The sequence below is a fragment of the Lichenicoccus sp. genome, from assembly GCF_965277665.1.
GTDB lineage: Bacteria > Pseudomonadota > Alphaproteobacteria > Acetobacterales > Acetobacteraceae > Lichenicoccus.
The window spans coordinates 2,733,364-2,756,010 of the sequence record NZ_OZ255835.1 but is presented as its reverse complement, the minus strand read 5'-3'; the positions used below and the strand labels follow the sequence as shown (position 1 = coordinate 2,756,010).

At 68.6% G+C, this 22,647-nt stretch carries 23 protein-coding genes; 14 read left to right on the top strand and 9 right to left on the bottom strand.

Annotated elements, in window-relative coordinates:
• Positions 1-44: 44 nt before the first annotated feature.
• The 4 genes from ACQY4O_RS12790 to ACQY4O_RS12775 form a co-directional block, all read right to left on the bottom strand.
• Positions 45-419, bottom strand: a complete 375-nt coding sequence (locus ACQY4O_RS12790; protein WP_428376744.1) for a hypothetical protein — start codon at positions 417-419, stop codon at positions 45-47.
• A gap of 422 nt (positions 420-841) precedes the next feature.
• Positions 842-2,074, bottom strand: coding sequence for a restriction endonuclease (locus ACQY4O_RS12785; RefSeq protein WP_428376743.1), 1,233 nt, complete (start codon positions 2,072-2,074; stop codon positions 842-844).
• Between the two features lie 147 nt (positions 2,075-2,221).
• Entirely contained in the window at positions 2,222-3,172 is a 951-nt protein-coding gene (locus tag ACQY4O_RS12780) for an aldo/keto reductase (protein WP_428376742.1), read from the bottom strand.
• A 249-nt stretch (positions 3,173-3,421) separates the two neighbouring features.
• Positions 3,422-4,372 (bottom strand): glutathione S-transferase family protein, encoded by a 951-nt coding sequence (locus ACQY4O_RS12775; protein WP_428376741.1) that lies wholly within the window; start codon positions 4,370-4,372, stop codon positions 3,422-3,424.
• Positions 4,373-4,644: 272 nt separating this feature from the next.
• Here ACQY4O_RS12775 and ACQY4O_RS12770 point away from each other — a divergent pair, with 272 nt between their 5' ends.
• Positions 4,645-5,895 (top strand): MFS transporter, encoded by a 1,251-nt coding sequence (locus ACQY4O_RS12770; RefSeq protein WP_428376740.1) that lies wholly within the window; start codon positions 4,645-4,647, stop codon positions 5,893-5,895.
• A 202-nt stretch (positions 5,896-6,097) separates the two neighbouring features.
• Here the strand turns inward: ACQY4O_RS12770 and ACQY4O_RS12765 are convergent, their stop codons facing one another.
• Entirely contained in the window at positions 6,098-6,766 is a 669-nt protein-coding gene (locus ACQY4O_RS12765; protein ID WP_428376739.1) for a helix-turn-helix transcriptional regulator, read from the bottom strand.
• Between the two features lie 22 nt (positions 6,767-6,788).
• Entirely contained in the window at positions 6,789-7,004 is a 216-nt protein-coding gene (locus ACQY4O_RS12760) for a hypothetical protein (RefSeq protein WP_428376738.1), read from the bottom strand.
• A gap of 115 nt (positions 7,005-7,119) precedes the next feature.
• Here ACQY4O_RS12760 and ACQY4O_RS12755 point away from each other — a divergent pair, with 115 nt between their 5' ends.
• Both ACQY4O_RS12755 and ACQY4O_RS12750 read left to right on the top strand, forming a co-directional pair.
• Entirely contained in the window at positions 7,120-8,163 is a 1,044-nt protein-coding gene (locus ACQY4O_RS12755; RefSeq protein ID WP_428378190.1) for a quinone-dependent dihydroorotate dehydrogenase, read from the top strand.
• 14 nt (positions 8,164-8,177) lie between these two features.
• Positions 8,178-9,044, top strand: a complete 867-nt coding sequence (locus ACQY4O_RS12750; protein WP_428376737.1) for a TIGR01459 family HAD-type hydrolase — start codon at positions 8,178-8,180, stop codon at positions 9,042-9,044.
• A 192-nt stretch (positions 9,045-9,236) separates the two neighbouring features.
• On the opposite strand, the gene ACQY4O_RS12745 is transcribed toward ACQY4O_RS12750, so the two are convergent.
• The gene (locus ACQY4O_RS12745; RefSeq protein WP_428376736.1) at positions 9,237-9,818 is read right to left on the bottom strand and encodes a YqgE/AlgH family protein; all 582 of its coding nucleotides are present in this window, start codon (positions 9,816-9,818) and stop codon (positions 9,237-9,239) included.
• Positions 9,819-10,036: 218 nt separating this feature from the next.
• On the opposite strand from ACQY4O_RS12745, the gene ACQY4O_RS12740 reads away from it, so the two are divergent.
• From ACQY4O_RS12740 to ACQY4O_RS12730, 3 genes are all read left to right on the top strand, one after another.
• Entirely contained in the window at positions 10,037-10,321 is a 285-nt protein-coding gene (locus tag ACQY4O_RS12740) for a hypothetical protein (RefSeq protein WP_428376735.1), read from the top strand.
• Between the two features lie 151 nt (positions 10,322-10,472).
• Positions 10,473-11,240, top strand: a complete 768-nt coding sequence (locus ACQY4O_RS12735; RefSeq protein ID WP_428378189.1) for an SDR family NAD(P)-dependent oxidoreductase — start codon at positions 10,473-10,475, stop codon at positions 11,238-11,240.
• 4 nt (positions 11,241-11,244) lie between these two features.
• Positions 11,245-12,129, top strand: a complete 885-nt coding sequence (locus ACQY4O_RS12730; protein WP_428376734.1) for a polyphosphate kinase 2 family protein — start codon at positions 11,245-11,247, stop codon at positions 12,127-12,129.
• Between the two features lie 91 nt (positions 12,130-12,220).
• Here the strand turns inward: ACQY4O_RS12730 and clpA are convergent, their stop codons facing one another.
• Both clpA and clpS read right to left on the bottom strand, forming a co-directional pair.
• Positions 12,221-14,581: an ATP-dependent Clp protease ATP-binding subunit ClpA gene (gene clpA / locus ACQY4O_RS12725; protein WP_428376733.1), complete on the bottom strand. Its 2,361-nt coding sequence runs from the start codon at positions 14,579-14,581 to the stop codon at positions 12,221-12,223.
• 232 nt (positions 14,582-14,813) lie between these two features.
• Positions 14,814-15,158 carry an ATP-dependent Clp protease adapter ClpS gene (gene clpS / locus ACQY4O_RS12720; RefSeq protein WP_428376732.1) on the bottom strand — a complete coding sequence of 115 codons (345 nt, stop codon included), beginning with the start codon at positions 15,156-15,158 and terminating at the stop codon, positions 14,814-14,816.
• Between the two features lie 355 nt (positions 15,159-15,513).
• On the opposite strand from clpS, the gene ACQY4O_RS12715 reads away from it, so the two are divergent.
• The 8 genes from ACQY4O_RS12715 to purQ all read left to right on the top strand — a co-directional run bounded on the left by ACQY4O_RS12715 (position 15,514) and on the right by purQ (position 22,643).
• Positions 15,514-16,734: a D-alanyl-D-alanine carboxypeptidase family protein gene (locus tag ACQY4O_RS12715; RefSeq protein ID WP_428376731.1), complete on the top strand. Its 1,221-nt coding sequence runs from the start codon at positions 15,514-15,516 to the stop codon at positions 16,732-16,734.
• A 181-nt stretch (positions 16,735-16,915) separates the two neighbouring features.
• A complete protein-coding gene (gene map, locus ACQY4O_RS12710) occupies positions 16,916-17,725 on the top strand; it encodes a type I methionyl aminopeptidase (protein WP_428376730.1) in 810 nt (269 codons plus the stop codon).
• The gene (ggt, locus tag ACQY4O_RS12705) at positions 17,662-19,554 is read left to right on the top strand and encodes a gamma-glutamyltransferase (RefSeq protein ID WP_428376729.1); all 1,893 of its coding nucleotides are present in this window, start codon (positions 17,662-17,664) and stop codon (positions 19,552-19,554) included. Before map ends, ggt begins: the two co-directional genes overlap by 64 nt.
• A 143-nt stretch (positions 19,555-19,697) precedes the next feature.
• Complete coding sequence (locus tag ACQY4O_RS12700; protein ID WP_428376728.1) at positions 19,698-20,426, top strand: NRDE family protein; 729 nt, start codon at positions 19,698-19,700, stop codon at positions 20,424-20,426.
• Positions 20,427-20,541: 115 nt separating this feature from the next.
• Positions 20,542-21,306: a phosphoribosylaminoimidazolesuccinocarboxamide synthase gene (gene purC, locus ACQY4O_RS12695; RefSeq protein WP_428376727.1), complete on the top strand. Its 765-nt coding sequence runs from the start codon at positions 20,542-20,544 to the stop codon at positions 21,304-21,306.
• 22 nt (positions 21,307-21,328) lie between these two features.
• Positions 21,329-21,571 (top strand): phosphoribosylformylglycinamidine synthase subunit PurS, encoded by a 243-nt coding sequence (gene purS / locus ACQY4O_RS12690; protein ID WP_428376726.1) that lies wholly within the window; start codon positions 21,329-21,331, stop codon positions 21,569-21,571.
• Positions 21,568-21,951, top strand: coding sequence for a Rap1a/Tai family immunity protein (locus ACQY4O_RS12685; protein ID WP_428376725.1), 384 nt, complete (start codon positions 21,568-21,570; stop codon positions 21,949-21,951). The genes purS and ACQY4O_RS12685 overlap by 4 nt, the downstream gene beginning before the upstream one ends.
• Complete coding sequence (gene purQ, locus ACQY4O_RS12680) at positions 21,951-22,643, top strand: phosphoribosylformylglycinamidine synthase subunit PurQ (protein ID WP_428378188.1); 693 nt, start codon at positions 21,951-21,953, stop codon at positions 22,641-22,643. Before ACQY4O_RS12685 ends, purQ begins: the two co-directional genes overlap by 1 nt.
• Positions 22,644-22,647 lie beyond the last annotated feature (4 nt).

The following is a 22,647-nucleotide window of genomic DNA, read 5'->3' as shown; positions in this document are numbered from 1 at the left end:
GTTTGCGGTCAGGCCTATTGCGGCGCTGGAGCGGCGCCGCCGCGCTACTCGACGGGAAGCTCGACTTCCTTCTTGGCGCGGCGACGGACCGGCTTGGTTGCAACCGGAGCCGGCGGCTCGGCGGTCTCGGTGGGAGCCGCTGCCACGCGCTTCAGCTCCTTGTTCTGCTCGCGCAGGCGCAGCACGGTGCGCTCGAGCTTGATGACATGCGTCTCGAGCTCGGCCTTGTTGCGCTTCGGGGCCGCGGACTTGGTTGTCGCCGCCGCCTTGGTGGACCTTGCGGCCTTTGCGGGTAGCGCCTTCACCTTGTTCTTGACGCCAGGAGGGCGGCCCGGACGCCGCTTCGGCGCCGTGGCGTCTGCGGCTTTGCGGCCGGTTGCGGATCTGGTTTTGACTGCTGCGCGCGCCATGGTGCTCAATTCGATTTGTGGGTCGCGGAAATTACGCGGTTCCGTCTCATTGCCGAAATTGGCCCAGAGAGCAAGAAAACTCTGCGCCTGAGCTGTGGAAATCGCCTAATTCAAGTAACGAGTTTGAAAGGCATATGCCGCTTCACCACGGCGCGGATACTCCCGGAAGCTTTTCATGGGAGTCGGTAGGCTTCGAACTTGGCAGTCCCGGGCAGAAACTCCATGAACGGTCGTCTCCGGATCGCGATGGCTTAGAGCCTGTTTGGAAACGCCTGATGCTAGGTGAGAGCGGCCTGAAGGGCCGCGCCCGGCGTGACTTTTCGAGCACCGCAGCGGAGCGGCCTACTGGCCGTGAGCAGCGGAGCACAGAAAAGGCGCCCATCCTTAGGAAAGTGGGGGATCGCCAGCAGCAGGCGTTTGCAAACAGGCTCTCAGGCGCCGAAAGAGGCAAGCTCGTGGTCGTGCAGCAGCACAATTCCCGTCCGGTCGGCGAGCTGGCGCGCGGCCTCGGTATAGCGGCTACGGGAAACGATGGCGGCCAGGTCGCTGCGCTGCCGCTCTCGGGCCAGGCAGGCATCCTCGACCGCCTGGACATCGACCGGGTCCGGCGAAAGATGACATTGCAGTGCCAGCAGGTGTGCCCCGCGACGGGCAACCACATCGGGCTCGCGCAAACCCCCGGGCAATTTCGTGCGTGCGTCCCATCCGGCCAGCCGCAGCATCGATGCGCAGCGGCTCTTGTAGTCGGCCAGCGCCCCCGGCGCGGGCGCCGTCAGGGTCATGACCGGGAGCATGTCGGCACCGGCCGGCTCGGCAACCCTTGCCTGCACCGGTTGCGCGATGGCTCCGGCCAATGCCCGGCGATCCTGCGTGGGGCGTGTTCCTGCCGCGGTCGGCGTCACCATAATATCGTCGCTCGCATCGATGGCGGCGGCATGCGCAGCCCGGGCACGCGCTCGAAGCCGCCAGGTCACGAACGCGGCCAGTGCTGCGATGCCGGACAGCAACCCGAAGAACAGGAACAATCCGATGGCCTTGCCGATTTGTTCCGAGCGCGCCAAGGCCTCGGTGGGCAGCATCGGTGCGACAACGGCCGCCGGCAACGATTGTGGCGACGCCAGGGCCGGCAGGGCTGCAGCCGCGATTGCCGATGAGCGCGCGGGAAGCTGAGGCGGCGCGGCCGGCGCGGGCGCGACTGGCGGCTCCGCCCTGACGGGAGTAGGCGCCGAGGGCGCAACGCCCGCCACCTCGGTGTGCGGCCGTCCGGGTGCGGCCGCGGCGCCGCGAGATCGGTGTCGTCGCTGCGCTGCGGCCGCGATGTGATGCAGGTGTGCCGCCTCATGCGCGGTGTGTCTCGGCGCCGCGTCTGGCAGCATCAACCTCGAGCTGAAATACAGCGGCGGCTCGCCCGGACGCGGGTTCTGCCGGCGGAGCAGCAGCAGGTGCGGCTCGGCGCTCGCGATCCAGTCCCAGCGTTCACCGGACCGTATGGTGAAACAACGGCCGTTCCGGCGCACCGCGCGACGCCATGCCGGGGCGCGCCCGTGCGGTGGCGGATGACCGGTCAGCGCCAGCGTCGCGAGCGGATCGACACAGGCGATGACCGCGGACCGGCTCTGGAAATGGTCAGCGGCTCCCGCCTGGGTCGAAGCCAGAAGCAGCATCGCGGCCAGCGGAGACCGGATCGATGATCGCCGCAGCACCTGCCGGGGGAGCCATGCCATCATGACGGATTGCTGAAAGTTCCGATGTTTGTGAGATGATGTTGTCATATTGAGACGGTTGCGTAAATACTGGTTCGACAACCGGGATCAGCGGGCCAGGACAGCCTCGATGGCGGCCAGGGTCGCGGGGTCGAGCCGCTTCGAGCCGGCCGCGACATTCGCCTGCACCTGCCCGGGTCGGGTGGCGCCGGCGATCACGCTGGCAACCGGGCCCTGCGCCAGCAGCCAGCCGAAGGCCAGCTCGACCAGGCTATGTCCATGCCCGCGCGCCACGGCTTCGAGTTGTTCAACCCGGTCGAAATTGCGATCGTTTAGGTACGGGTTGCCCAGCCGCGCAAAGCGGCCGAACCGGCTGTCCGCGGGCGGTGCGGTGTTCCGGCGGTATTTTCCTGTCAGCAATCCACCGGCCAGCGGAAAATACGGCAGCAAGCCGAGCCCGTATGCCTCCAGCGCCGGCAGCAGGTGGCACCTCAGGCCATCGGTGATCAGCGAGAAATCATCCTGGCACGACACGAACCGGTTGCTGCCGATCTCGCGCCCGACATGCTCCGCCTGCACCACCTGCCACGGTGCGAGGTTGGAGCAGCCGATATAGCGCACCTTGCCCGATTGGATCACATCATCGAGTGCCCGCAGCGTTTCGTCGATCGGTGTCAGCGGGTCGGGCGTGTGCAGCTGGTAGAGGTCGATCCAGTCGGTGCACAGCCGGCGCAGGCTGGCCTCGACAGCCTGCATGATGTAGCGCCGCGATGCCCCCATCAATGTGCCGGCATCGTTCATTTTCATGCCGAACTTGGTGGCCAGGACGATATCGTTGCGGCGGCTGCCGAGGATCTCGCCGAGCGCCTCTTCCGAGGCACCGTAATGCGAGTCGCGGCCGTAGATGTCAGCAACGTCGAAAAGCGTTATGCCCGCTTCGAGGGCCGCCTCCACCACCCGGTGCGAGGCGGCGAGGTCGATCCGGCCGCCGAGATTGTTGCAGCCCAGGCCGACTGCCGAAACACGCAGCCCCGACCGCCCCAGATTGCGCAGTTCCATACCCTGTCCTCCGTTAAGCCGGCCCGGCGCCGGGTAGTATTCAGAGCCTGTTTGCAGACCCCTGCTGCTGGCGATCCCCCTCTTTCCAAGCACGGGCGCCTCTCCTGCGCTCCCTTGCTCACGGCCCCACTGTTCAAGCATGGGCGGCCGCTCCGCTCAGGTGCTCGGAAAGCCACGCCGGCCGCGGTCCTCAAATGCCTGGGAGTGGGGCCCGCTCTCATCCAACATCAGGCGTTTTCAAACAGGCTCTCAGGCGCCGGAGCGCCGAGTTGGGGCGTCCCAGTCCAGCAATGGCCCGACCGGCACGATCCGGTTCGGGTTTATGGTGGGATGGCTGCCGTAATAGTGACCCTTGATGTGCGTGAAGCTGACGGTGTCGCGGATGCCCGGCCATTGGTAGAGCGTGCGGGCGTAGTCCCACAATTCCGGATAGTCGGTGAGCCGGCGCAGGTTGCACTTGAAGTGGCCGACATAGACCGCATCGAAGCGAAACAGCGTGGTGACCAGCCTGATGTCGGCCTCGGTCAGCGTGTCGCCGAGCAGGAATGTCCGCTGTGACAGGCGCTGCTCCAGCCAGTCGAGGGTATCGAACAAGGCGAGCACTGCATCTTCATAGACCTCCTGCCGGGTCGCGAAACCTGCCTTGTACACGCCGTTATTGACGGTGTCGTAGATGCGCGCGTTCAGCGCGTCGATCTCGCTTTGCAGCGCCGCCGGCGTGTAGTCCCCGGCCCGCGCGCCGACGGCATCGAAGGCCGAGCCGAACATGCGCAGGATCTCGGAACTCTCGTTCGAAACGATCGTCCGCCGCTGCCGGTCCCAGAGCACCGGCACGGTGACGCGGCCGGTATAGTCGGGCCTTGCACGCGTATAGACCTGGTGCAGGAAGGGGGCGCCCCCGGGGTCGGGTATGACGCCGGGACCGTCGTGGAAGCTCCAGCCCTGTTCGCCCATGATCCAGTGCACCACCGAGAGTCCGATCGTCCCTTCGAGGCCTTTCAGGCGGCGCATGATGAGCGTGCGGTGCGCCCAGGGACAGGCGAGCGAGACATAGAGGTGATAGCGGTGCGGCTCGGCCTTGAAGCCGCCGTGGCCATCCGGCGTGACATGGTCCCTGAAGTGGCTGCTTTCGCGTTCGAAGCGGCCCTGCCTGGTTTCATACCAGCTGTCCTGCCAGATCCCGTCGACGAGAAGGCCCATGATCCAGCTCCACCAACTTGTTTACAATTCTAGCGGCGGTCGGCTGGCGGGACAGGCCGGTCCGGCGCCGGTCGAATCGCGAAACCGGCTTTCTCGAAATACCGCAGCGGCGGCGAAGTTGCCGCAGCCTGCATGCAAAGCCCGGCTCATGCCGCCCGGCCCGCTGCTGCCGATTTGCCGGGCCGCTCAGGATGACTAAGCTGCTCTATCTGACGACAAGCTGAGCCTGCTCGATCCGATCAGGCCCGAAACCTTGAAGGACGCGCCCGAGCATGACGATCGCAACGCAAGCGGGCGCCGCGCAGCCGAGGCCCGATCGCCAGGCCTGGCATGTCGTGACTGCCTGCTATCTCGGCTGGATGCTCGACGCGTTCGATTTCTTCATCATGGCGTTCGTGCTCGACAGCGTCGCGCGCAGCTTCGGCGTGCCGATCTCGGCGACCGCCTTCGCCATCACCCTGACCCTGGCCTGCCGGTTTCTCGGGGCGTTGCTGTTCGGGCGGCTGGCCGACCGCTTCGGCCGACGCCCGACCATGATGGTCAACGTACTGTGCTACGCGGTGCTCGAACTGCTGTCCGGCTTTGCCCCGAGCTTCACGATTTTCCTGATCCTGCGCGGCCTGTACGGCATCGCGATGGGCGGCGAATGGGGCGTCGGCGCGTCCCTGGTGATGGAGAGCATTCCGGGGCGCTGGCGCGGCCTGGTGTCCGGCCTGCTGCAGACCGGCTACCCGACCGGCTACCTGCTGGCCTCGCTGCTGTTCCTGGCGGAGCCGCTGATCGGATGGCGCGGCATGTTCATCGTCGGCGCGTTCCCGGCGCTGCTGGTGCTGTATATCCGACGCACTGTGCCCGAGAGCCCCGACTGGCTGGCGCGCGACGAGACCATCAAGCGCCAGCCGCTGCTCTCGGTGCTGCGCCAGCATCTCGGCCTGTCGGTGTTCGCGATCTGCCTGATGATGGGCTTCAACTTCTTTTCGCACGGCTCGCAGGACCTGTATCCGAAGCTGTTCCTGGGACGCCAGCAGCACCTGTCGCACAATGCCATCACCCTCGTCATGATCATCTTCAACCTCGGCGCGATCGTCGGCGGCCTGTGCACCGGCCTGCTGTCGCAGCGGATCGGGCGGCGCTGGGCGATCGGCATCCTGGCGATGCTGGCATTGCCGGTGATCCCGCTCTGGATCTTTTCGCACGGGCTGGCCTGGCTGGCGCTCGGCGGCTTCCTGATCCAGGTCTGCGTGCAGGGCGCCTGGGGCGTGGTGCCGGCGTACCTGAACGAGATCTCGCCGGTCGCGATCCGGGCGACGTTCCCCGGGGCGGTGTATCAGCTCGGCAACCTGCTCGCCTCGCCGAACGCCAACATCCAGGTCTGGCTCGCCGGACGCCTTGGCACCGGCATCGGTCCGGCCATGGCCTGCGTCGTCGGGCTTGCCGCCCTGGTGATCACGCTGCTGGTTTCGGTCGGACGCGAAGCCCGCGACGTCCGCATGGGCCACGAGCGATTGCGGGTCGCGGAATAGGGCGCGCGCGGCGCAGGGCCTCTCGGAGCCTGTTTGGAAACGCCTGATGCTGGATGAGAGCGGCCTGAAGGGCCGCGCCCGGCGTGACTTTTCGAGCACCGCAGCGGAGCGGCCTACCGGCCGTGAGCAGCGGAGCACAGAAAAGGCGCCCATCCTTAGGAAAGTGGGGGATCGCCAGCAGCAGGCGTTTGCAAACAGGCTCTCAGAAGCCGACCCAGCCGATCCGGTGCATCCAGCCCACCTGTTCGGGGTCGAGGTCCAGGCGGCGTGCGGCCCGGTCGAGTGTCACGAGCTCGATCCGGTGCTCGCCGGCGGCCGTCAGCAGGCCGAGGATCGCAGGGTGCGACGTGCCCGGTGCGACGGGCAGGCCGTCCTCCTCGGCACTAGCCAGCAGCCGGAGCAGCACGCGGTCGCCGGCGGCGAGCGGCTGGTCCGGCGAGGTGATCAGCAGGGCACCCTCGCGCAGCGCCGGCTCGAAGGCGTCGGTATCCAGCCGGATGGCATAGGTGCCCGGATCGGCCTGGATCGGGATCGTGGTCTCCTCGCCGTAGTCCGGCACGGTGCCGTCCGCGCCGAGCCCGGAGAAAGTCAGCAGACGCAATTGGCGCATGCCGCGCACCGGACGTCCCGAGCTGAGCGCGCGGGCGCCACCGACGAGTGCGGTGAAATTCTCCAGGGTCGCCCCGGTCGCGGCCAGCACGCGGCTCAGGCTTTCGGTGCTGGGCCAGCGCAGCCGCCCACGCGCGGTCGTGCGCTTGGAGCGGTTGAAGGCGGTCGGATCCAGGCCGGCCGCCCGCGCCAGCCCGGATGGCGACAGGCCTTTCTCGGCGGCCAGCGTATCGAGCGCGCGCCAAACATCCTCGTGGGTCATGCCGCCCTGCATCCGGAGCCCCTCACGACACCCTGAGGATCTCCTGTGCATGACGCTGGGTGCCCGAGCCGGTGATCGCGTAGCGCCCATCCGGGAGCACCTCGGCGAGCCCCATGCCGGACAGCCGCTCGAGGCAGGGACCGTCCTTCAGATCGGGCGGCCGGCCGGTCGATCCGACCAGGGTCAGCCGATGCAGTGCGGAGCGGCAGCATGTCTCAAGGTAGGGCTCGTCCCACATGCGCCGGACAATCGTGCCGTTGGCCCGGCAAGGCAAGAGCCGGCCCGGGGCTCGCTCTGACCGGATCTTTGCGCGGTGCCTTCCATCTTTCGCTGGCTTGCGGCACGAGGAGGCGATGCTGATCTCCTCGCTCTCCACGGCCCTGCTGCACCGGCTCGATCCGGAGCGGGCGCACCAGGCGGCGATTGCCGGACTGCTGCTCGGTCTCGGCGGACACCTGCCCGGCGGCCAAGATCCGGCGTTGGCGGTCGAAATCATGGGCCTGCGCTTCGCCAATCCGATCGGCATGGCGGCCGGCTTCGACAAGGACGCCAGGGTGGTCCGGCCGCTGGCGCGCCTCGGCTTCGGCTTCGTCGAGGCCGGCACGGTGACGCCTCTGCCGCAGCCGGGCAATGCGCGGCCGCGGCTGTTCCGGCTGGCCGAGGATCGCGCCATCATCAACCGCATGGGCTTCAACAACCACGGCATCGAGGCGGCCCTCGCCCGGCTGGCGCGGCTGAGGCGGGTGCCGGGGGTGCCGGTCGGGCTCAATCTCGGCATCAACAGGCAGGGTGCGGCGCCGCTCGACGACTATCCGATGCTGGTGCAGGCGGCCTCGCCCCTGGTCGACTACCTGGTGATCAACCTGTCCTCGCCGAACACCCCGGGGCTGCGTGACCTGCAGCAGGCCGACCGTCTCGCGGGCCTGCTGCACGCGGTAGCGCCCGCGCGGCGCACGCGGCGGCCGCTGCTGGTCAAGCTCTCGCCGGATCTGGAGCCCGGCCGCCTCGCCGGGATCGTCGAGGCGGTGATCGCCGGGGGCGCCGATGGCCTCATCGTGTCCAACACCACGCTGGCGCGCCCGGACTGGCTGCGGTCTGGCCATGCCGGCGAGGCGGGCGGCCTGTCCGGCGAGCCGCTGCGGGCCCGCAGCACGGCGCTGCTGGCCGCGGTGGCGCGCATCGCGAACGGGCGCCTGGCCCTGGTCGGGTGCGGCGGCATCGCGAGCGCACAGGACGTGCTGGACAAGGTCCGTGCCGGCGCCGACCTGGTGCAGCTCTATACCGGCTTCGTGCTGCACGGACCGGCCCTGGTGAGGCACCTGCTGCGCGACCTGTCGGCGCTGCTGCGCCAGCAGGGGCTGAGCCGCCTCGCCGACGCGAAGGGAACCGCCTTGTGACCCGGACGCCTGCGATGCGCCACGTGGATCACCTTGCCTCGATCGCGGCGGAGTTCGACGGCACCATCGTCGATCTCTGGGGCGTCGTGCATGACGGCCTGACGCCATATCCCGGGGCGATCGATTGCCTGCAGCGGCTGCGAGCCGCGGGCAAGCGGGTCGTGCTGCTCTCCAATGCGCCGCGCCGCGTCGGCCTGGTGCAGGACGGGCTGCGGCGCATGGGGCTGCCGGACGACAGCTATGACGGCATCCTCACCAGCGGCGAGGCGACGCGCTCGCTGCTGGAGCAACGGACGGACCCCTGGATCGCCGGCATGGGCCGCCGGGTGCTGCATCTCGGACCGGAGAAGGACGCCAATCTCTACCAGGGCCTGGAGCTGGAGATCGTGACCGATCCGGCCGGCGCCGACCTGCTGCTCAATACCGGCCCGGACGACGATGCGCTGGAGAATGGGGCGGCCGAGGATGTGCTGGACGTCCACATGCCTCTGCTGCGCGCCTGCGCGGCCGTCGGGCTGCCGATGCTGTGCGCGAATCCCGACCTCGAGATCGTCCGCGGCGGCAAGCGGATCGTCTGTGCAGGGTTGCTGGCGAGTCTCTATGCGCAATTCGGCGGCACCGTGCGCTCGATCGGCAAGCCGCATCCGGAAGTCTACGAACAGGTGCGCACGATGCTGGGCGTGCCGCTGGACCGCGTGCTGGCAATCGGCGACGCCCTGGCGACCGACATCGCCGGTGCCAAGGCCGCCGGCATCGCGTCATGCTGGGTGCTCGGCGGCATCCACGCCGAACTCATCGGCGGCGACAACGACCTTGCCGAAGCCGAAGCGCGCAGCGCGGGCCTCGCTCCGGTCGCTACGATCCCGTCGCTGCTTTGGTAGCTCAAGGAAGGTTGTGTTGTGGCCCCGGAAGAGGCTGCTTGAAAACGCCTGCTGCTGGATGAGAGCGGCCCGCAGGGCCGCGGCCGGCGCGACTTTCCGAGCACCGCAGCGCAGCGGCCTCTATGGCCGTGAGCAGCGGAGCGCAGGAAAGGCGCGTCGGATCGCCAGCAGCAGGCGTTTACAAGCAGCCTCTCAGGCGTGGCCGGTGGCGCTGGATAGCCGTATCGGATCAATCCTCAGCGAGGCGAGGGCGCGGCGCCATTTGCTGTCATGTTCGGAGCCGAACACGATCGCCTCGGTGGCCGGCGCCGAGAGCCAGGCGTTCTGCTGGATTTCCGCCTCGAGCTGGCCCGGCTCCCAGGTGGCATGCCCCAGAGCGAGCAGTGCCTGGCGCGGGCCGGCGCCGTCTGCGATCACCTTCAGGATGTCGAGGCTCGCCGTCAGCACGATGCCGTCATCCACCGCCAGGCTGCCGTCGCCGGTCCAGTCCGCGCTGTGCAGCACGAAGCCGCGCGAATTCTCCACCGGTCCGCCGGCGCACAGCGTGATGCGCCGGCGCGGCGGCACCGGGGCGACGCCGAGCTGTTCGAGCAGGTCGTCGAAGCCGGGCTGGCCGAGGCGCCGGTTGACCACCAGCCCCATGGCGCCGTCCTCGGCGGAGTGGGCGCAGAGAAACACCACGGTCTGCGCGAACGGCGACGACACCAGAGCGGGCATGGCGATCAGCAGGCGCCCGGTCAGGCTGGCGTCGAGATCTGGTTGCAGTGAGAACATGCGTCAGATGTGGCAGGATGCGGGTGCTGTGCAAGCGGCGCGTGCCGCGGAGAGGCTGTTTGGGGATACCTGATGCTGGATGAGAGCGCTGCCCCACAGAGCAGCACTAGCTGCTTTGCCTCACTCTCAAGGAGGGCATGAGGCATGCATCATGCCCGGGGGCGCGGCCGGCGTGACTTTTCGAGCCTCAGACGGCCGCTAAACCGGATCAGGTGCTGATGCCATACACCCTTGCCTTCACGAACGAGCCGGTTCCGGGCATTCCGCCGCCACCGGCAGCCGGGTCCGAAGAGCAGCGCCGCCCGGTTGATCTGCCGCCCGACCGGCACGAGCATTTCGGCACCCGGGAGGCGGCCCTCGATCGGGCGAGCGAGCTGTTGCCGGCGCCGCCTTGGTTCAATCTGCGCCTGTTCGGGCCGGATGGCCGTCATATCGCCGACCAGGCGGCGCTGGAACGGCTGCTGGCCGGGGGCAAGACCGCCGAAGTGCCGCGCATCCGCTGAGGCGCGGTCTGCCACGGCCCAACCTTGAGGGCGGTGTCGCGTTGCTCCGCCTCAGGGCCACGCGACAGGCGCACGCGCTCTGCCCCTGTTCGAAGGCCACCCGCAACAACATCCCTGTCGAACTGGAAATCCTATGACCTCTCCCGCCTCGGTGAACCGTACCATCCTGGTGACCGGCGCCACCGCCGGCTTCGGCCGCTCCATCGCCCGGCGCTTCGTGCATGACGGCCACCGGGTCATCGCCACCGGCCGCCGGCAGGACCGGCTGCACGCCCTCGCCGAGGAGCTGGGCACGGCGCTCTATCCGCTCGTCCTCGACATGAACGACGCCGCGGCGCTGGCGGCGCTGCCCGGGAGCCTGCCGGCGGAGTGGCGCGAGGTCGACGTTCTGGTGAACAACGCCGGGCTGGCGCTCGGGCTGGGCCCGGCGCAGGAGGTCAAGCTCGCCGACTGGGAGCAGATGATCGCGACCAACGTCACCGGGCTGGTGCAGATCACCCACGCGCTGCTGCCCGGCATGGTGGAGCGCAACCGCGGCCACGTCGTGACCCTCGGCAGCGTGGCCGGCTCGTATCCGTATCCCGGCGGGAATGTCTATGGCGCCACCAAGGCGTTCGTGCGGCAGTTCGTCCTGAACCTGAAGGCCGACCTCGCCGGCACCAATGTCCGGGTGACCGACATCGAGCCCGGCCTGGTCGGCGGCAGCGAGTTCAGCACGGTCCGCTTTGGTGGCGACGCCGCGAAGGCGGCCAAGGTCTATGCGGGCACCGAGCCGCTGACGCCGGACGATATCGCCGAGGCCGTCGCCTGGGTGGTCGGACTGCCGGCGCATGTGAACATCAACCGGCTGGAGCTGATGCCGACCTGCCAGTCGACGGGCCCGTTCCAGATCAAGCGCCAAGAGAACCCGGCCAGCTGACGCGATGGCCGAGCACGACCTGAAGGCGCTGTTCCGGCGCTACCGCATCGGCAAGGGCGGCGGCTTCAGGCTTGCCGGCCACGATCCCGGCGGCAAGGGCGGGGTGGATTTCGGCAAGGCGGCCGGCGAGGCGATGCTGGCGCTGGGGGTGGAGCGGCTGTCGGAACTGCAGCAGCTGCTCTATGCGGACGGACGCTGGTCGGTGCTCGCGGTATTCCAGGCGATGGATGGCGGCGGCAAGGACGGCACCATCCGGCAGGTGATGTCGGGGGTGAACCCGCAGGGCGTCTCGGTGCATGCCTTCAAGCAGCCGGGACCGGTCGAGCTCGGGCACGACTTCCTGTGGCGGATCCACCAGGCGCTGCCGCTGCGCGGCCAGATCGGCATCTTCAACCGCAGCCACTACGAGGAGGTTCTGGTCACGCGGCTGCATCCCGAGCTGATCGACGGCCAGAAGATCCCCGGCGCCTTGCGCGGCGACCAGTTCTGGAAGCACCGCTACCAGGACATCCGTGCCTTCGAACGCTATCTCGGACGGCAGGGCACCGTGGTGCTGAAATTCTTCCTGCACATCTCGAAGGAGGAGCAGCGTCAGCGCCTGCTGGCACGGCTCGACGACCCGTCCAAGAACTGGAAGTTCTCGCCCGGCGATCTCAAGGAGCGGGCGCTGTGGGACGGCTACCAGGACGCCTACGAGGAAGCGATCCGGCAGACCGCGCGACCGAAGGCGCCGTGGTTCGTGGTGCCGGCCGACCATAAATGGTTCGCGCATCTGGTCGTGGTGCAGGCGATGATCGAGACGCTGGAGGGGCTGTCCCTGCGGCCGCCGACGCCGGCCACCCGCAAGGAGCTCGAACAGTCACGGCACGCATTGCAGCAGGATACCTGAGCGCAGAAATCCCTGGACGCAGCAACGCCGGCACCGGCCCAGCCCTCTCGACCGGCAGGCACCGGCGCTCCCGGCGGTCGCTGATCGAACCTCAGTTGGCGGCTTCGGACTCGCGTTCCGACCCGCCGCCCTCCTCGCCCTCGCTCTCCGCGGCGGAGGGTCCGGCCGACGCCTCGACATAGTCGAACGCCAGCTTGCCGTCGCGCAGGCTCACCTTGACCGAGCCGCCCTTGACCAGGCGGCCGAACAGCAATTCCTCGGCCAGGGGCTTCTTGATGTGCTCCTGGATGACACGGGCCAGCGGCCGCGCGCCATACAGCCGGTCGTAGCCGCGCTCTGCGAGCCATTCCTTGGCCGACGAGGACAGCTCGATGGTGACGTTGCGGTCGGCGAGCTGCGCCTCGAGCTGCAGGACGAACTTCTCGACCACCTGGGCCACGATTTCCGGCGTCAGGCCGGCGAACGGGATGATCGCATCCAGCCGGTTGCGGAACTCGGGGGTGAAGATGCGCTTGATCGCCTCCTCGTCCTCGCCGGCGCGGTTGTCGCGGCCGAAGCCGATCGCCTCGCGCGTCAGGTCGGCCGCACCCGCATTCGTCGTCATGATCAGGATGACGTTGCGGAAATCGACGGTCTTGCCGTTATGGTCGGTCAGCTTGCCGTGGTCCATGACCTGCAGCAGGATGTTGTAGAGGTCCTGGTGCGCCTTCTCGATCTCGTCGAGCAGCAGCACCGCGTGCGGATGCTGGTCGATGCTGTCGGTCAGCAGGCCGCCCTGGTCGAAGCCGACATAGCCCGGCGGGGCGCCGATCAGCCGCGAGATGCTGTGGCGTTCCATGTATTCGGACATGTCGAAGCGGATCAGCTCGATGCCGAGCGTCGAGGCGAGCTGCTTGGCCACCTCGGTCTTGCCGACTCCGGTCGGGCCGGAGAACAGGTAGTTGCCGATCGGCTTCTCGGCGTCGCGCAGCCCCGCGCGGGACAGCTTGATCGCGGCTGAGAGCGCCTCGATGGCGCGGTCCTGGCCGAACACCATCGCCTTGAGGTCGCGCTCGAGCGACCGCAGCGTCTCCTTGTCGTCCGCCGACACGCTCTTGGGCGGGATGCGGGCGATCTTGGCGACGATCTCCTCGACGTCGCGCAGGGTGACGGTCTTGCGGCGCTTGCCCTCGGGCAGCAGCATGCGCGAGGCGCCGACCTCGTCGATGACGTCGATCGCCTTGTCCGGCAGCTTGCGGTCGTGGATGTACTTGGCGGCCAGCTCCACCGAGGCGCGGATCGCCTCCTCGGTGTAGCGGACCTTGTGGTGCTTCTCGTAGTTGGCCTTCAGGCCGCGCAGGATCTTCACCGCATCCTCGATCGACGGCTCGTTGACGTCGATCTTCTGGAACCGCCGCACCAGCGCGCGGTCCTTCTCGAAGTAGGTGCGGAACTCCTTGTAGGTGGTCGAGCCGATGCAGCGCAGCGTCCCCTGGGCCAGCGCCGGCTTGAGCAGGTTGGACGCGTCCATCGCGCCGCCCGACGTGGCGCCGGCACCGATCACGGTGTGGATCTCGTCGATGAACAGGATGCCGCCCGGGTTGTTCTCGAGCTCCGAGACGACCGCCTTCAGCCGCTCCTCGAAATCGCCGCGATAGCGGGTGCCGGCCAGCAGCGCGCCCATGTCCAGCGCATAGATCGTCGACTTCGCCAGCACCTCGGGCACGTCGCCCTCGACGATGCGCTTGGCCAGGCCCTCGGCGATGGCGGTCTTGCCGACGCCCGGGTCACCGACATAGAGCGGGTTGTTCTTGGTGCGCCGGCACAGGATCTGGATGGTGCGCTCGATCTCCTGGTCGCGCCCGATCAGCGGGTCGATCTTGCCGGCCAGCGCCTTCTTGTTGAGGTTGACGCAATAGGCGGACAGGCCGTCCTGGTTCTTGCCGGGGCGCCCGCGCTCCTCGCGCTCGCCCTCCGGGCCGTCGCCGCCGCCACCGCCGCCGCCAGACCCGGTGGCCGGACGCTGCGACGAGCGGCCGGGCGCCTTGGCGATGCCGTGCGAGATGAAGTTGACGGCGTCGAGCCGGGTCATGTCCTGTAGCTGCAGGAAATAGACCGCGTGGCTTTCGCGCTCCGAGAACAGGGCCACCAGGACATTGGCACCGGTGACCTCGTCGCGCCCCGACGACTGCACGTGGATCGCGGCACGCTGCACGACGCGCTGGAAGGCGGCGGTCGGCTTCGGCTCGCTGGCCCGCTCGGACGCGAGGCCGGCCAGGTCCTTGTCGAGAAACTCGGTGAGGTCGCTGCGCAGCTTGTCGAGGTCGACGCCACAGGCGCGCAACACGGTGGCGGCATCGCCGTCATCGACCAGTCCCAGCAGCAGATGCTCGAGGGTCGCGTATTCGTGGCGACGCTCGCCCGCCAGGGAGAGGGCACGGTGGAGCGTCTGTTCGAGGTTACGGGACAACATGGATGACGCTCCTTCCGATCAGGCCAGGCCGACAACGCACCGGGAGTGGTCCTGACGCGGTGTCAGGACGATATCTTTGGAGTGTTTCACGACGAAGGCCAGAGAAAACGCCGCTCGCGAGGCGTCGCAGCTGAAATGGGGAGTGCTTCATGTTCCGCAAAGGGCCGAACCCGTGACGCTTCGGCTTGACAAAGGGTAACGGCCGTCCCGTGCAGAACGCGCCGCAGCTTCGTCAGTCCTTCTCGATCGTACATTGCAGCGGATGCTGGTTCTGCCGGGCCAGGTCCATGACCTGGGTCACCTTGGTCTCCGCGACTTCGTAGGTGAACACGCCGCAGACCCCGACGCCGCGCTTGTGCACGTGCAGCATGATGCGGGTGGCTTCCTCGCGGTTCTTCTGGAAGAAGCGCTCGAGGACATGCACGACGAACTCCATCGGGGTGTAGTCGTCGTTCAGCATCAGGACCTTGTACATCGCCGGCTTGCGCGTGCGCGGCCTTGCCTTCACCACCACCCCGGTGTTCGGATTGGTGTCGCCCGGAGGGCTGCCCGGCCGGTTCCTGTCTGTGTCGCTCATCCTCAGTCGCAGATGGGGCGGCCGGCCAGGGGCCGCAAGCGCGCCGCGCTCGGGGCTGCAGCATGGGTCGGCGAGCGGCATGGTCTGCATGGTGACGTTATATTGGATATCGGCCGTCGGTTGGAAGCACCGGCACGCGCCCGCTGCATCGCGTTTGCAGCCGAGCGTTGACCGCCGAGCGTAAAAAAAGCATCCAAGCCCTTAAGATTGGACGAGAATCCAGTGGACGCGCGGCTCCGTGCCAGATTACGGTCGCGTCATCACGCCGATGCGAGGCAGCCGGCGATCGGCGTTGCGGGTGGGGTTGGACTAGGCTTTGTGCCTTGCCTTGAGGGCGGGCAGCGGGGGACGGCGCATGGCTGCAGAGAAAACCGCGAGAGCGCGCGCCGCAAGGCTGGCCATCTCGAGATTGGGCGCCTCCAGGTTGGGCCGCTTCGGTTGGCGTTCGCTCCTGGCGGCCGCCGTCGCCTGCGCGTCCGGTCTCGCCGCCCGCCCGGCGCAGGCGCAGTATGTCGGCCAGGTCAGCTCCTTCGTGATGGATGCGCAGACCGGCCAGGTGCTGCAACAGTACAACCCGGACCTGCAGCGGTATCCGGCCAGCCTCACCAAGCTGATGACGCTGTATCTTGCCTTCCAGTCGCTGCGCGCGAACCGGATGAACCTCGACCAGGCGGTGCCGGTCTCGCCGCACGCCGCCTCGATGGAGCCGTCCAAGCTCGGCCTGGTGCCGGGCACCTATGTCACCGTCGAGCAGGCCATCCTGGCCCTCGTCACCAAGTCGGCGAACGACGCCGCCGCGGCACTCGGCGAGATGATGGGCGGCGGCGACGAGCGCCGGTTCGGCCAGATCATGACCCAGCAGGCGCGCCTGCTCGGCATGAGCAACACCACCTTCCGCAATGCCTCCGGCCTGCCGGACCCGGAGCAGGTCTCCACCGCGCGCGACTTCGCGATCCTGGCGCGCAGCCTGATCCGCGACTTCCCCGAGCAGTACCATTATTTCTCGGTGCCGGCCTTCATGTTCCACGGGCGCTACATCGGCAACCATGACCCGATGCTGCGCAGCTATCCGGGGGCCGACGGCCTCAAGACCGGCTACACCGCCGATGCCGGACGCAACCTGGTCACGTCCGCCGTGCGCGGCAATGTCAGGCTGATCGGCGTCATCCTGGGCGCGCGCAGCAACCCGCAGCGCAGCGCGATGATGACCAACATCCTCGATGCCGGATTCCAGCGCGAGGGCGTGCCGATCATGGCCGGGCATGGCACGATCCGCCCGGCGAGCCGGCCCGTGGCAGCCGGCATGACCCTGGTGTCGGACGAGCCCGCGCCACGCGGCGGCTGGTTCGGCCGGCATCACCGGCGCCGTTCCGCGCATGGCCGCCTGGCCATGCACCTCACCGCCTACCACTTCAACTTCGGCCGTGGCGGCGCGCACGTCTCGTTCGCCGGCGCGCGGGTTCACCTGGCCGGCGCCCATTGGCGCCGCGTGCGGGCGGTCGGCCATCACGCCGCACGGCTGCGCTTGACCGATGCCGATGCGCCCCCGACCGCCGGCCGGCGCGAAGCAGGCTGAACTGGAAGCAGGCCGGCTGGAAGCAGGCCGGCTGGAAGAAGGCCGGCTGGAAGAAGGCTGGCTGGAAGAAGGCTGGCCGGGAGATCGTCACCGCTCTTGCTTTGCGCCTGTCGCCCGCTCATTTTCCTGGGCGTGAGGGATGCGATGGACCCGGGTCTGTCGGAGAGCGGGAGGCCGGGGCATGGATGGTGAGGCGGAAGGACGGCGCATCATCCTGCATCCGGCGGAGCATTTCGCCGGCATGCGCGAGGCGGGCCGCCTCGCGGCGCTGACACTGGATATGATCGCGCCGCATGTGAAGCTCGGCGTGACCACCGGCGAGCTCGACCGGCTGATCCATGACTTCACCCTCGACCACCACGCCACGCCGGCCACGCTGAACTATCGCGGCTATCCGAAATCCTGCTGCATCTCGATCAATCACGTGGTCTGCCATGGCATTCCGGGCGACCGGCGGCTGCAGGAAGGCGACATCCTGAACATCGACGTCACCTCGATCCTGGATGGCTGGTACGGCGACAGCAGCCGCATGTACGTCGTCGGCCAGATTCCCCGCCGCGCCTCGGTGCTGATCGACGTGACCTACGAGGCGCTGCAGCGCGGGCTCGCTTCGGTGCAGCCGGGCCGCACGCTGGGCGATCTCGGGCACGCGATCCAGTCCTATGTCGAGCAGCAGCGCTTCTCCGTGGTGCGCGACTTCTGCGGCCACGGGGTCGGCCAGCGCTTCCACGAGGCGCCCAACATCCTGCATTTCGGCAAGCCCGGCGAGGGCATCGTGCTGGCGCCGGGCATGTTCTTCACCATCGAGCCGATGGTGAATGCCGGTCGTCCCGATGTGAAGATCCTCGATGATGGCTGGACCGCAGTCACCAGGGACCGCAGTCTGTCCGCCCAGTTCGAACATATGGTCGGCGTGACGGAGGACGGATGCGAGATCTTCACCCTCTCACCAGCGGGACTGCACAAGCCGCCGTACGGCACCACGCCCTGAAGCGCCCCAACCTGAAGCGCCCCAACCTGCTGGCAGCATCCGCGCTGCTGGCGCTGGCATCGCTGGGTTTGCGGATACCGGCTCGCGCCGCCGACCCGCTGGCCTTTGCCGGCGCCGCGTCGCCCACCGATCCGGTAGCACCCGTGGCGGCGCCGCATGGCATGGTGGTCACCGCGCAGGCCCTGGCGTCCAAGGTGGGCGCGCAGATCCTGGCCCGCGGCGGCAATGCGGTGGATGCCGCGGTGGCCGTGGGCTACGCGCTCGCCGTGGTGTATCCGGCCGCCGGCAATATCGGCGGCGGCGGCTTCATGACCCTGCGCCAGCCGGACGGCCATGCCGTCTTCCTCGATTTCCGCGAGCGCGCCCCGCTGGCCGCGACCGCCACGATGTTCCAGGACGCGCACGGCAACGTGGTGCCAGGGCTGTCGGAGATCGGCTGGAAGGCGGTCGGCGTGCCGGGCAGCGTGCTCGGGCTGGAGACGGCGCTGCACGACTACGGCAGCCTGCCGCGCGCGACCGTGATGGCGCCCGCGATCGCCCTGGCGCGGGACGGCTTCGTGCTCGGTCCCGGCGACGCGGCCCTGCTGCACACCACCACCGCGGGCTTTGGCGCCGATCCGGCCTCGGGCCGGGTGTTCCTGCGCCCGGACGGCGCGCCGTACGAGGCCGGCGACCGGCTGGTGCAGGCGGACCTGGCGCGCACCCTGGCCGCGATCAGCGCGCACGGCGCGCGCGCGTTCTACGACGGTGCGACGGCGCGGGCGATCGTCGCGGCCAGCGGCCGCGCGGGCGGCCTGCTGTCGATGCGCGACTTCGCCGCCTACAAGGTGCGCACGCTGCGTCCGCTGACCTGCACCTATCGTGGCTACCACATCGACACCGCGCCGCCGCCCTCCGGCGGCGGGGTCGCGCTGTGCGAAAGCCTCAACATCCTCGGCGGCTACGACATGGCCGGCCTCGGCTTCCACACGCCCTCCGCGACGCAGCGCGAGATCGAGGCGATGCGGCATGCCTATTCGGATCGGCAGGGCCTGGGCGATCCGGACTGGGTCCGCGACCCGGTCGCGCATCTGGTCGATCCCGCCTATGCGGCGGCGATCCGCCGCGCCACGCCGACCGACCATGCGACCCGATCGAACGACCTGGCGCCGCTGGTCGCGGCACCCGTCGTGAAGCAGGCCCGCTCCGGGGCGCCGCCGGAAAAGCCGGAGACCGAGAAGCAGGAGACCACGCACTATTCGATCATCGACCGGCACGGCGGGGCGGTCTCGCTGACCTACACGCTGAACGGCTGGTTCGGCGCGCAGGTGATGGCGCCGGGCACCGGGGTCGAACTCAACGACGAGATGGACGATTTCGCCACCAAGGCCGGGGCGCCGAACATGTATGGCCTGGTCGGCAGCGCCGCCAACGCGATCGCACCCGGCAAGACCCCGCTCTCGTCGATGTCACCGACCATCCTGTCCCGCGACGGCCACGTCGTCATGGTCATCGGCTCGCCCGGCGGCTCGCGCATCCCGACGATCACCCTGGCGGCGATCCTGAGCGTGGTGGACTACCACCGCACGATCCAGCAGGCGATCGACGACGGCCGCATCCATGAGCAGTGGCGTCCGGAACCGGTCGAGCTGGAGCCCGGGGCGCTGCCCCAAGCCACCACCGACGCGCTCACCCGCGAGGGCTACGTGTTCAAGACGCATGCCGCCTGGGGCTCGGCGCAGGGCATCCTGGTCGGCGGCCCTGCGATCGGCGCGTCGGCATCCGGCGGCAATCGCGTCTATGGCGGCATCGACCGCAGGCACCCGGGAGCGGCAGCGATCGGCGAGTGAGACGCCGCAGCGCCCCGATCAGTACCCCCCATCAGCCGCCCCCGGGCCGGGACGCCGGGTTTTTGGCGCAGCGCGCAATTTTACTGTAACCAACGCGGGTCCGGCCTTTGCGATCGGTTGGCTGTGTTTCTATAAGGTGCGCTGTGTGTACCGTTATCGTCTGCTCGATGCCCGGCCACGCTTGGCCACTCCTGATCGCCGCCAACCGCGACGAGCGACTCGACCGACCCTGGGAGCCGCCCGGGCGGCACTGGCCGGACCAGGCCAACATCGTCGGCGGCTATGACGGGCTGGGTCATGGCAGCTGGCTCGCGGTCAATGACCGCGGGGTCGCCGCCGCCGTCCTGAACCGGGTCGGCAGCCTGGGGCCGGCCCCGGGCAAGCGCTCGCGCGGCGACCTGCCCCTGGTGGCGCTGCAACACGATACCGCGGAGGCGGCGCTGGCTGCGATCACCGCGCTCGACGCCGGCGCCTTCCGGTCGTTCAACATGGTGCTCGCCGACCGCACCCAGGCCTTCTACATCTGCGGCCTGGGCTACGGGCACCCGGAGGCGACGACGCTCGCCGAGGGCATGCACATGATCGCAACCGCCGGGCCGGACGACATGCGCATCCCGCGCATCGCCCGGCACCTGCCGCGGTTCCAGTCCGCGCCGATGCCGGAACCGCCGGACTGGAAGAGCTGGATCCCGCTGCTGTCGGATCGGTCGCTGCCCGCGGGCAGCGAGCTCAACATCCCGCCGCGCTCGGGCTTCGGCACCAGCAACGCCTCGCTGCTGGCCGTGCCGGCCGATCCCGATACGCCGCCGAACTGGATGTTCGCAGCCGGTCCGCCCGACCGGGCGCCGTTCCAGCCGGTCGCCTTCACGTAACCAGGGTGCTATACCGCGCCGCGCGCCGAGGCGCGCGAGCGAGGCTCAGGCCTCGCGCGTCTTGCGCGATTCTAGCTCCCGCGCGTCTCGCGCGATTCTAGCTAAGGTGAAGTGAATGGCTCGCCGCCGACAGCTCTACGAGGGAAAAGCCAAGATCCTGTTCGAAGGGCCGGAGCCGGGAACACTCGTACAATACTTCAAGGACGACGCGACCGCCGGCAACGGTGCCAAGAAGGGCATCATCACCGGCAAGGGCGTGCTGAACAACCGGATCAGCGAGCACCTGATGATGCGCCTGCACGAGATCGGGGTGCCGACCCACTTCGTGCGCCGGCTCAACATGCGCGAGCAGCTGATACGCGAGGTCGAGATCATTCCGCTCGAGGTGGTGGTGCGCAACGTCGCCGCCGGTAGCCTGTCCACCCGGCTCGGCATCCCGGAAGGCACCCGGCTGCCGCGCTCGATCATCGAGTACTATTACAAGAACGACAGCCTGAACGACCCGATGGTGGCCGAGGAGCACATCACCGCCTTCGGCTGGGCCTCGACCGCGGACATGGACGACATGGTCGCACTCGCCCTGCGCATCAACGACTTCCTGTCCGGCCTGTTCCTGGGCGTGGGCATCACCCTGGTCGACTTCAAGCTGGAATTCGGCCGGCTGTGGGAGAACGAGGACATGCGGCTGGTGCTGGCGGACGAGATCAGCCCGGACAATTGCCGGCTATGGGACGCCAAGACCAACGAGAAGATGGACAAGGACCGTTTCCGCCGCGACCTCGGCCGGGTCGAGGAGGCCTACCAGGAAGTCGCCAAGCGGCTCGGCATCCTGCCCGAGGCCGGCAACAATGACCTCAAGGGGCCCGAGGTGATGCAGTGAGGGTATCCCGGAGGGTCTTGTCTTGAAAGTAAGAGTCACCGTGATGCTCAAGGAGGGCGTGCTCGATCCGCAGGGCAAGGCGATCGGGCATGCGCTGCATGTGCTGGGCTTCGGCGAGGTCGGCGACGTGCGGGCCGGCCGGGTGATCGAGCTCGAGCTCGAGGAGACCGATCCGGGCCGGGCGCTGTCGCGGGCCGAGGCGATGGCGCAGCGGCTGCTGGCCAATGCGGTGATCGAAACCTTCAACGCCGAGGTGCTGGCATGAGATCGAAGCTGCCGTCGCTCCTGCTGACGAGTGCGTTCGCTGTCGCGTGCCTGTCTCCGGCTTCGCAAGCGCAGCGGGTCTCGATGATGCCGGCGGGCAAGTTCCTGCAGATCTGCAGCTCGCCGCACGGCGTTCCTGCCTGCGACGCCTATCTGGCGGGCATGGCGGACAGCTTTGCCTTGATCCAGTCGGTCGCGGAGAAGTCTTCCGGCGAGGTCAAGCTCAAGCCGCAGATCTGTATTCCGAAGACGATCGCTACGGCTGACATGCGCGGCAGTGTCGTGTCCTGGCTCAAGAGCCACCAGGAACGGCTGCACAGCCAGGTCGGCGAGAGCGTCTATGAGGCGCTGCACACCGCCTATCCATGCAACGGCGGCTGATGCGGGCCGGCATCGTCGTCTTTCCGGGCACCAACCGCGAGCGGGACATAGCGATCGCGCTGGCCGGGGCCGTCGGCCGGCAGCCGGTCATGCTGTGGCATCGCGATACCGTGCTGCCGGCGCTGGACCTCGTCGTGCTGCCGGGCGGCTTCAGCCATGGCGACTACCTGCGCTGCGGCGCGATGGCGGCGCACTCGCCGATCATGGCGGCGGTGCGGGCCTTCGCGGAGTCCGGCGGCCATGTGCTCGGCGTCTGCAACGGCTTCCAGATCCTGACCGAGGCCGGGCTGCTGCCGGGCGCCCTGCTGCGCAATGCCGGGCTGCGGTTCCTTTCGCACGACTGCCACCTGCGGGTGGAGCGCGAGGCGACGGCCTTCACGCAGGGCTGGTCGCGCGGCGACGTGTTCCGGGCGCCGCTCGCGCATGGCGACGGCAACTATGTCGCCGACCGCTCGACGCTGGAACGGCTCGTCGGCGAGGGCCTCGTCGCGTTCCGCTACTCGGACGCCGCCGGCCGAGTCGAGGCCTCCACCAACCCGAACGGCAGCGCCGACAACATTGCCGGCGTCTTCAGCCGCAACCTGCGCGTGCTCGGCCTGATGCCGCACCCTGAGGACTTGGTCGATCCGCTGATCGGCGGCATCGACGGCAAGCCGTTGTTCGACGGGCTCGTGCAGGCGCTGGCCGCATGACAAG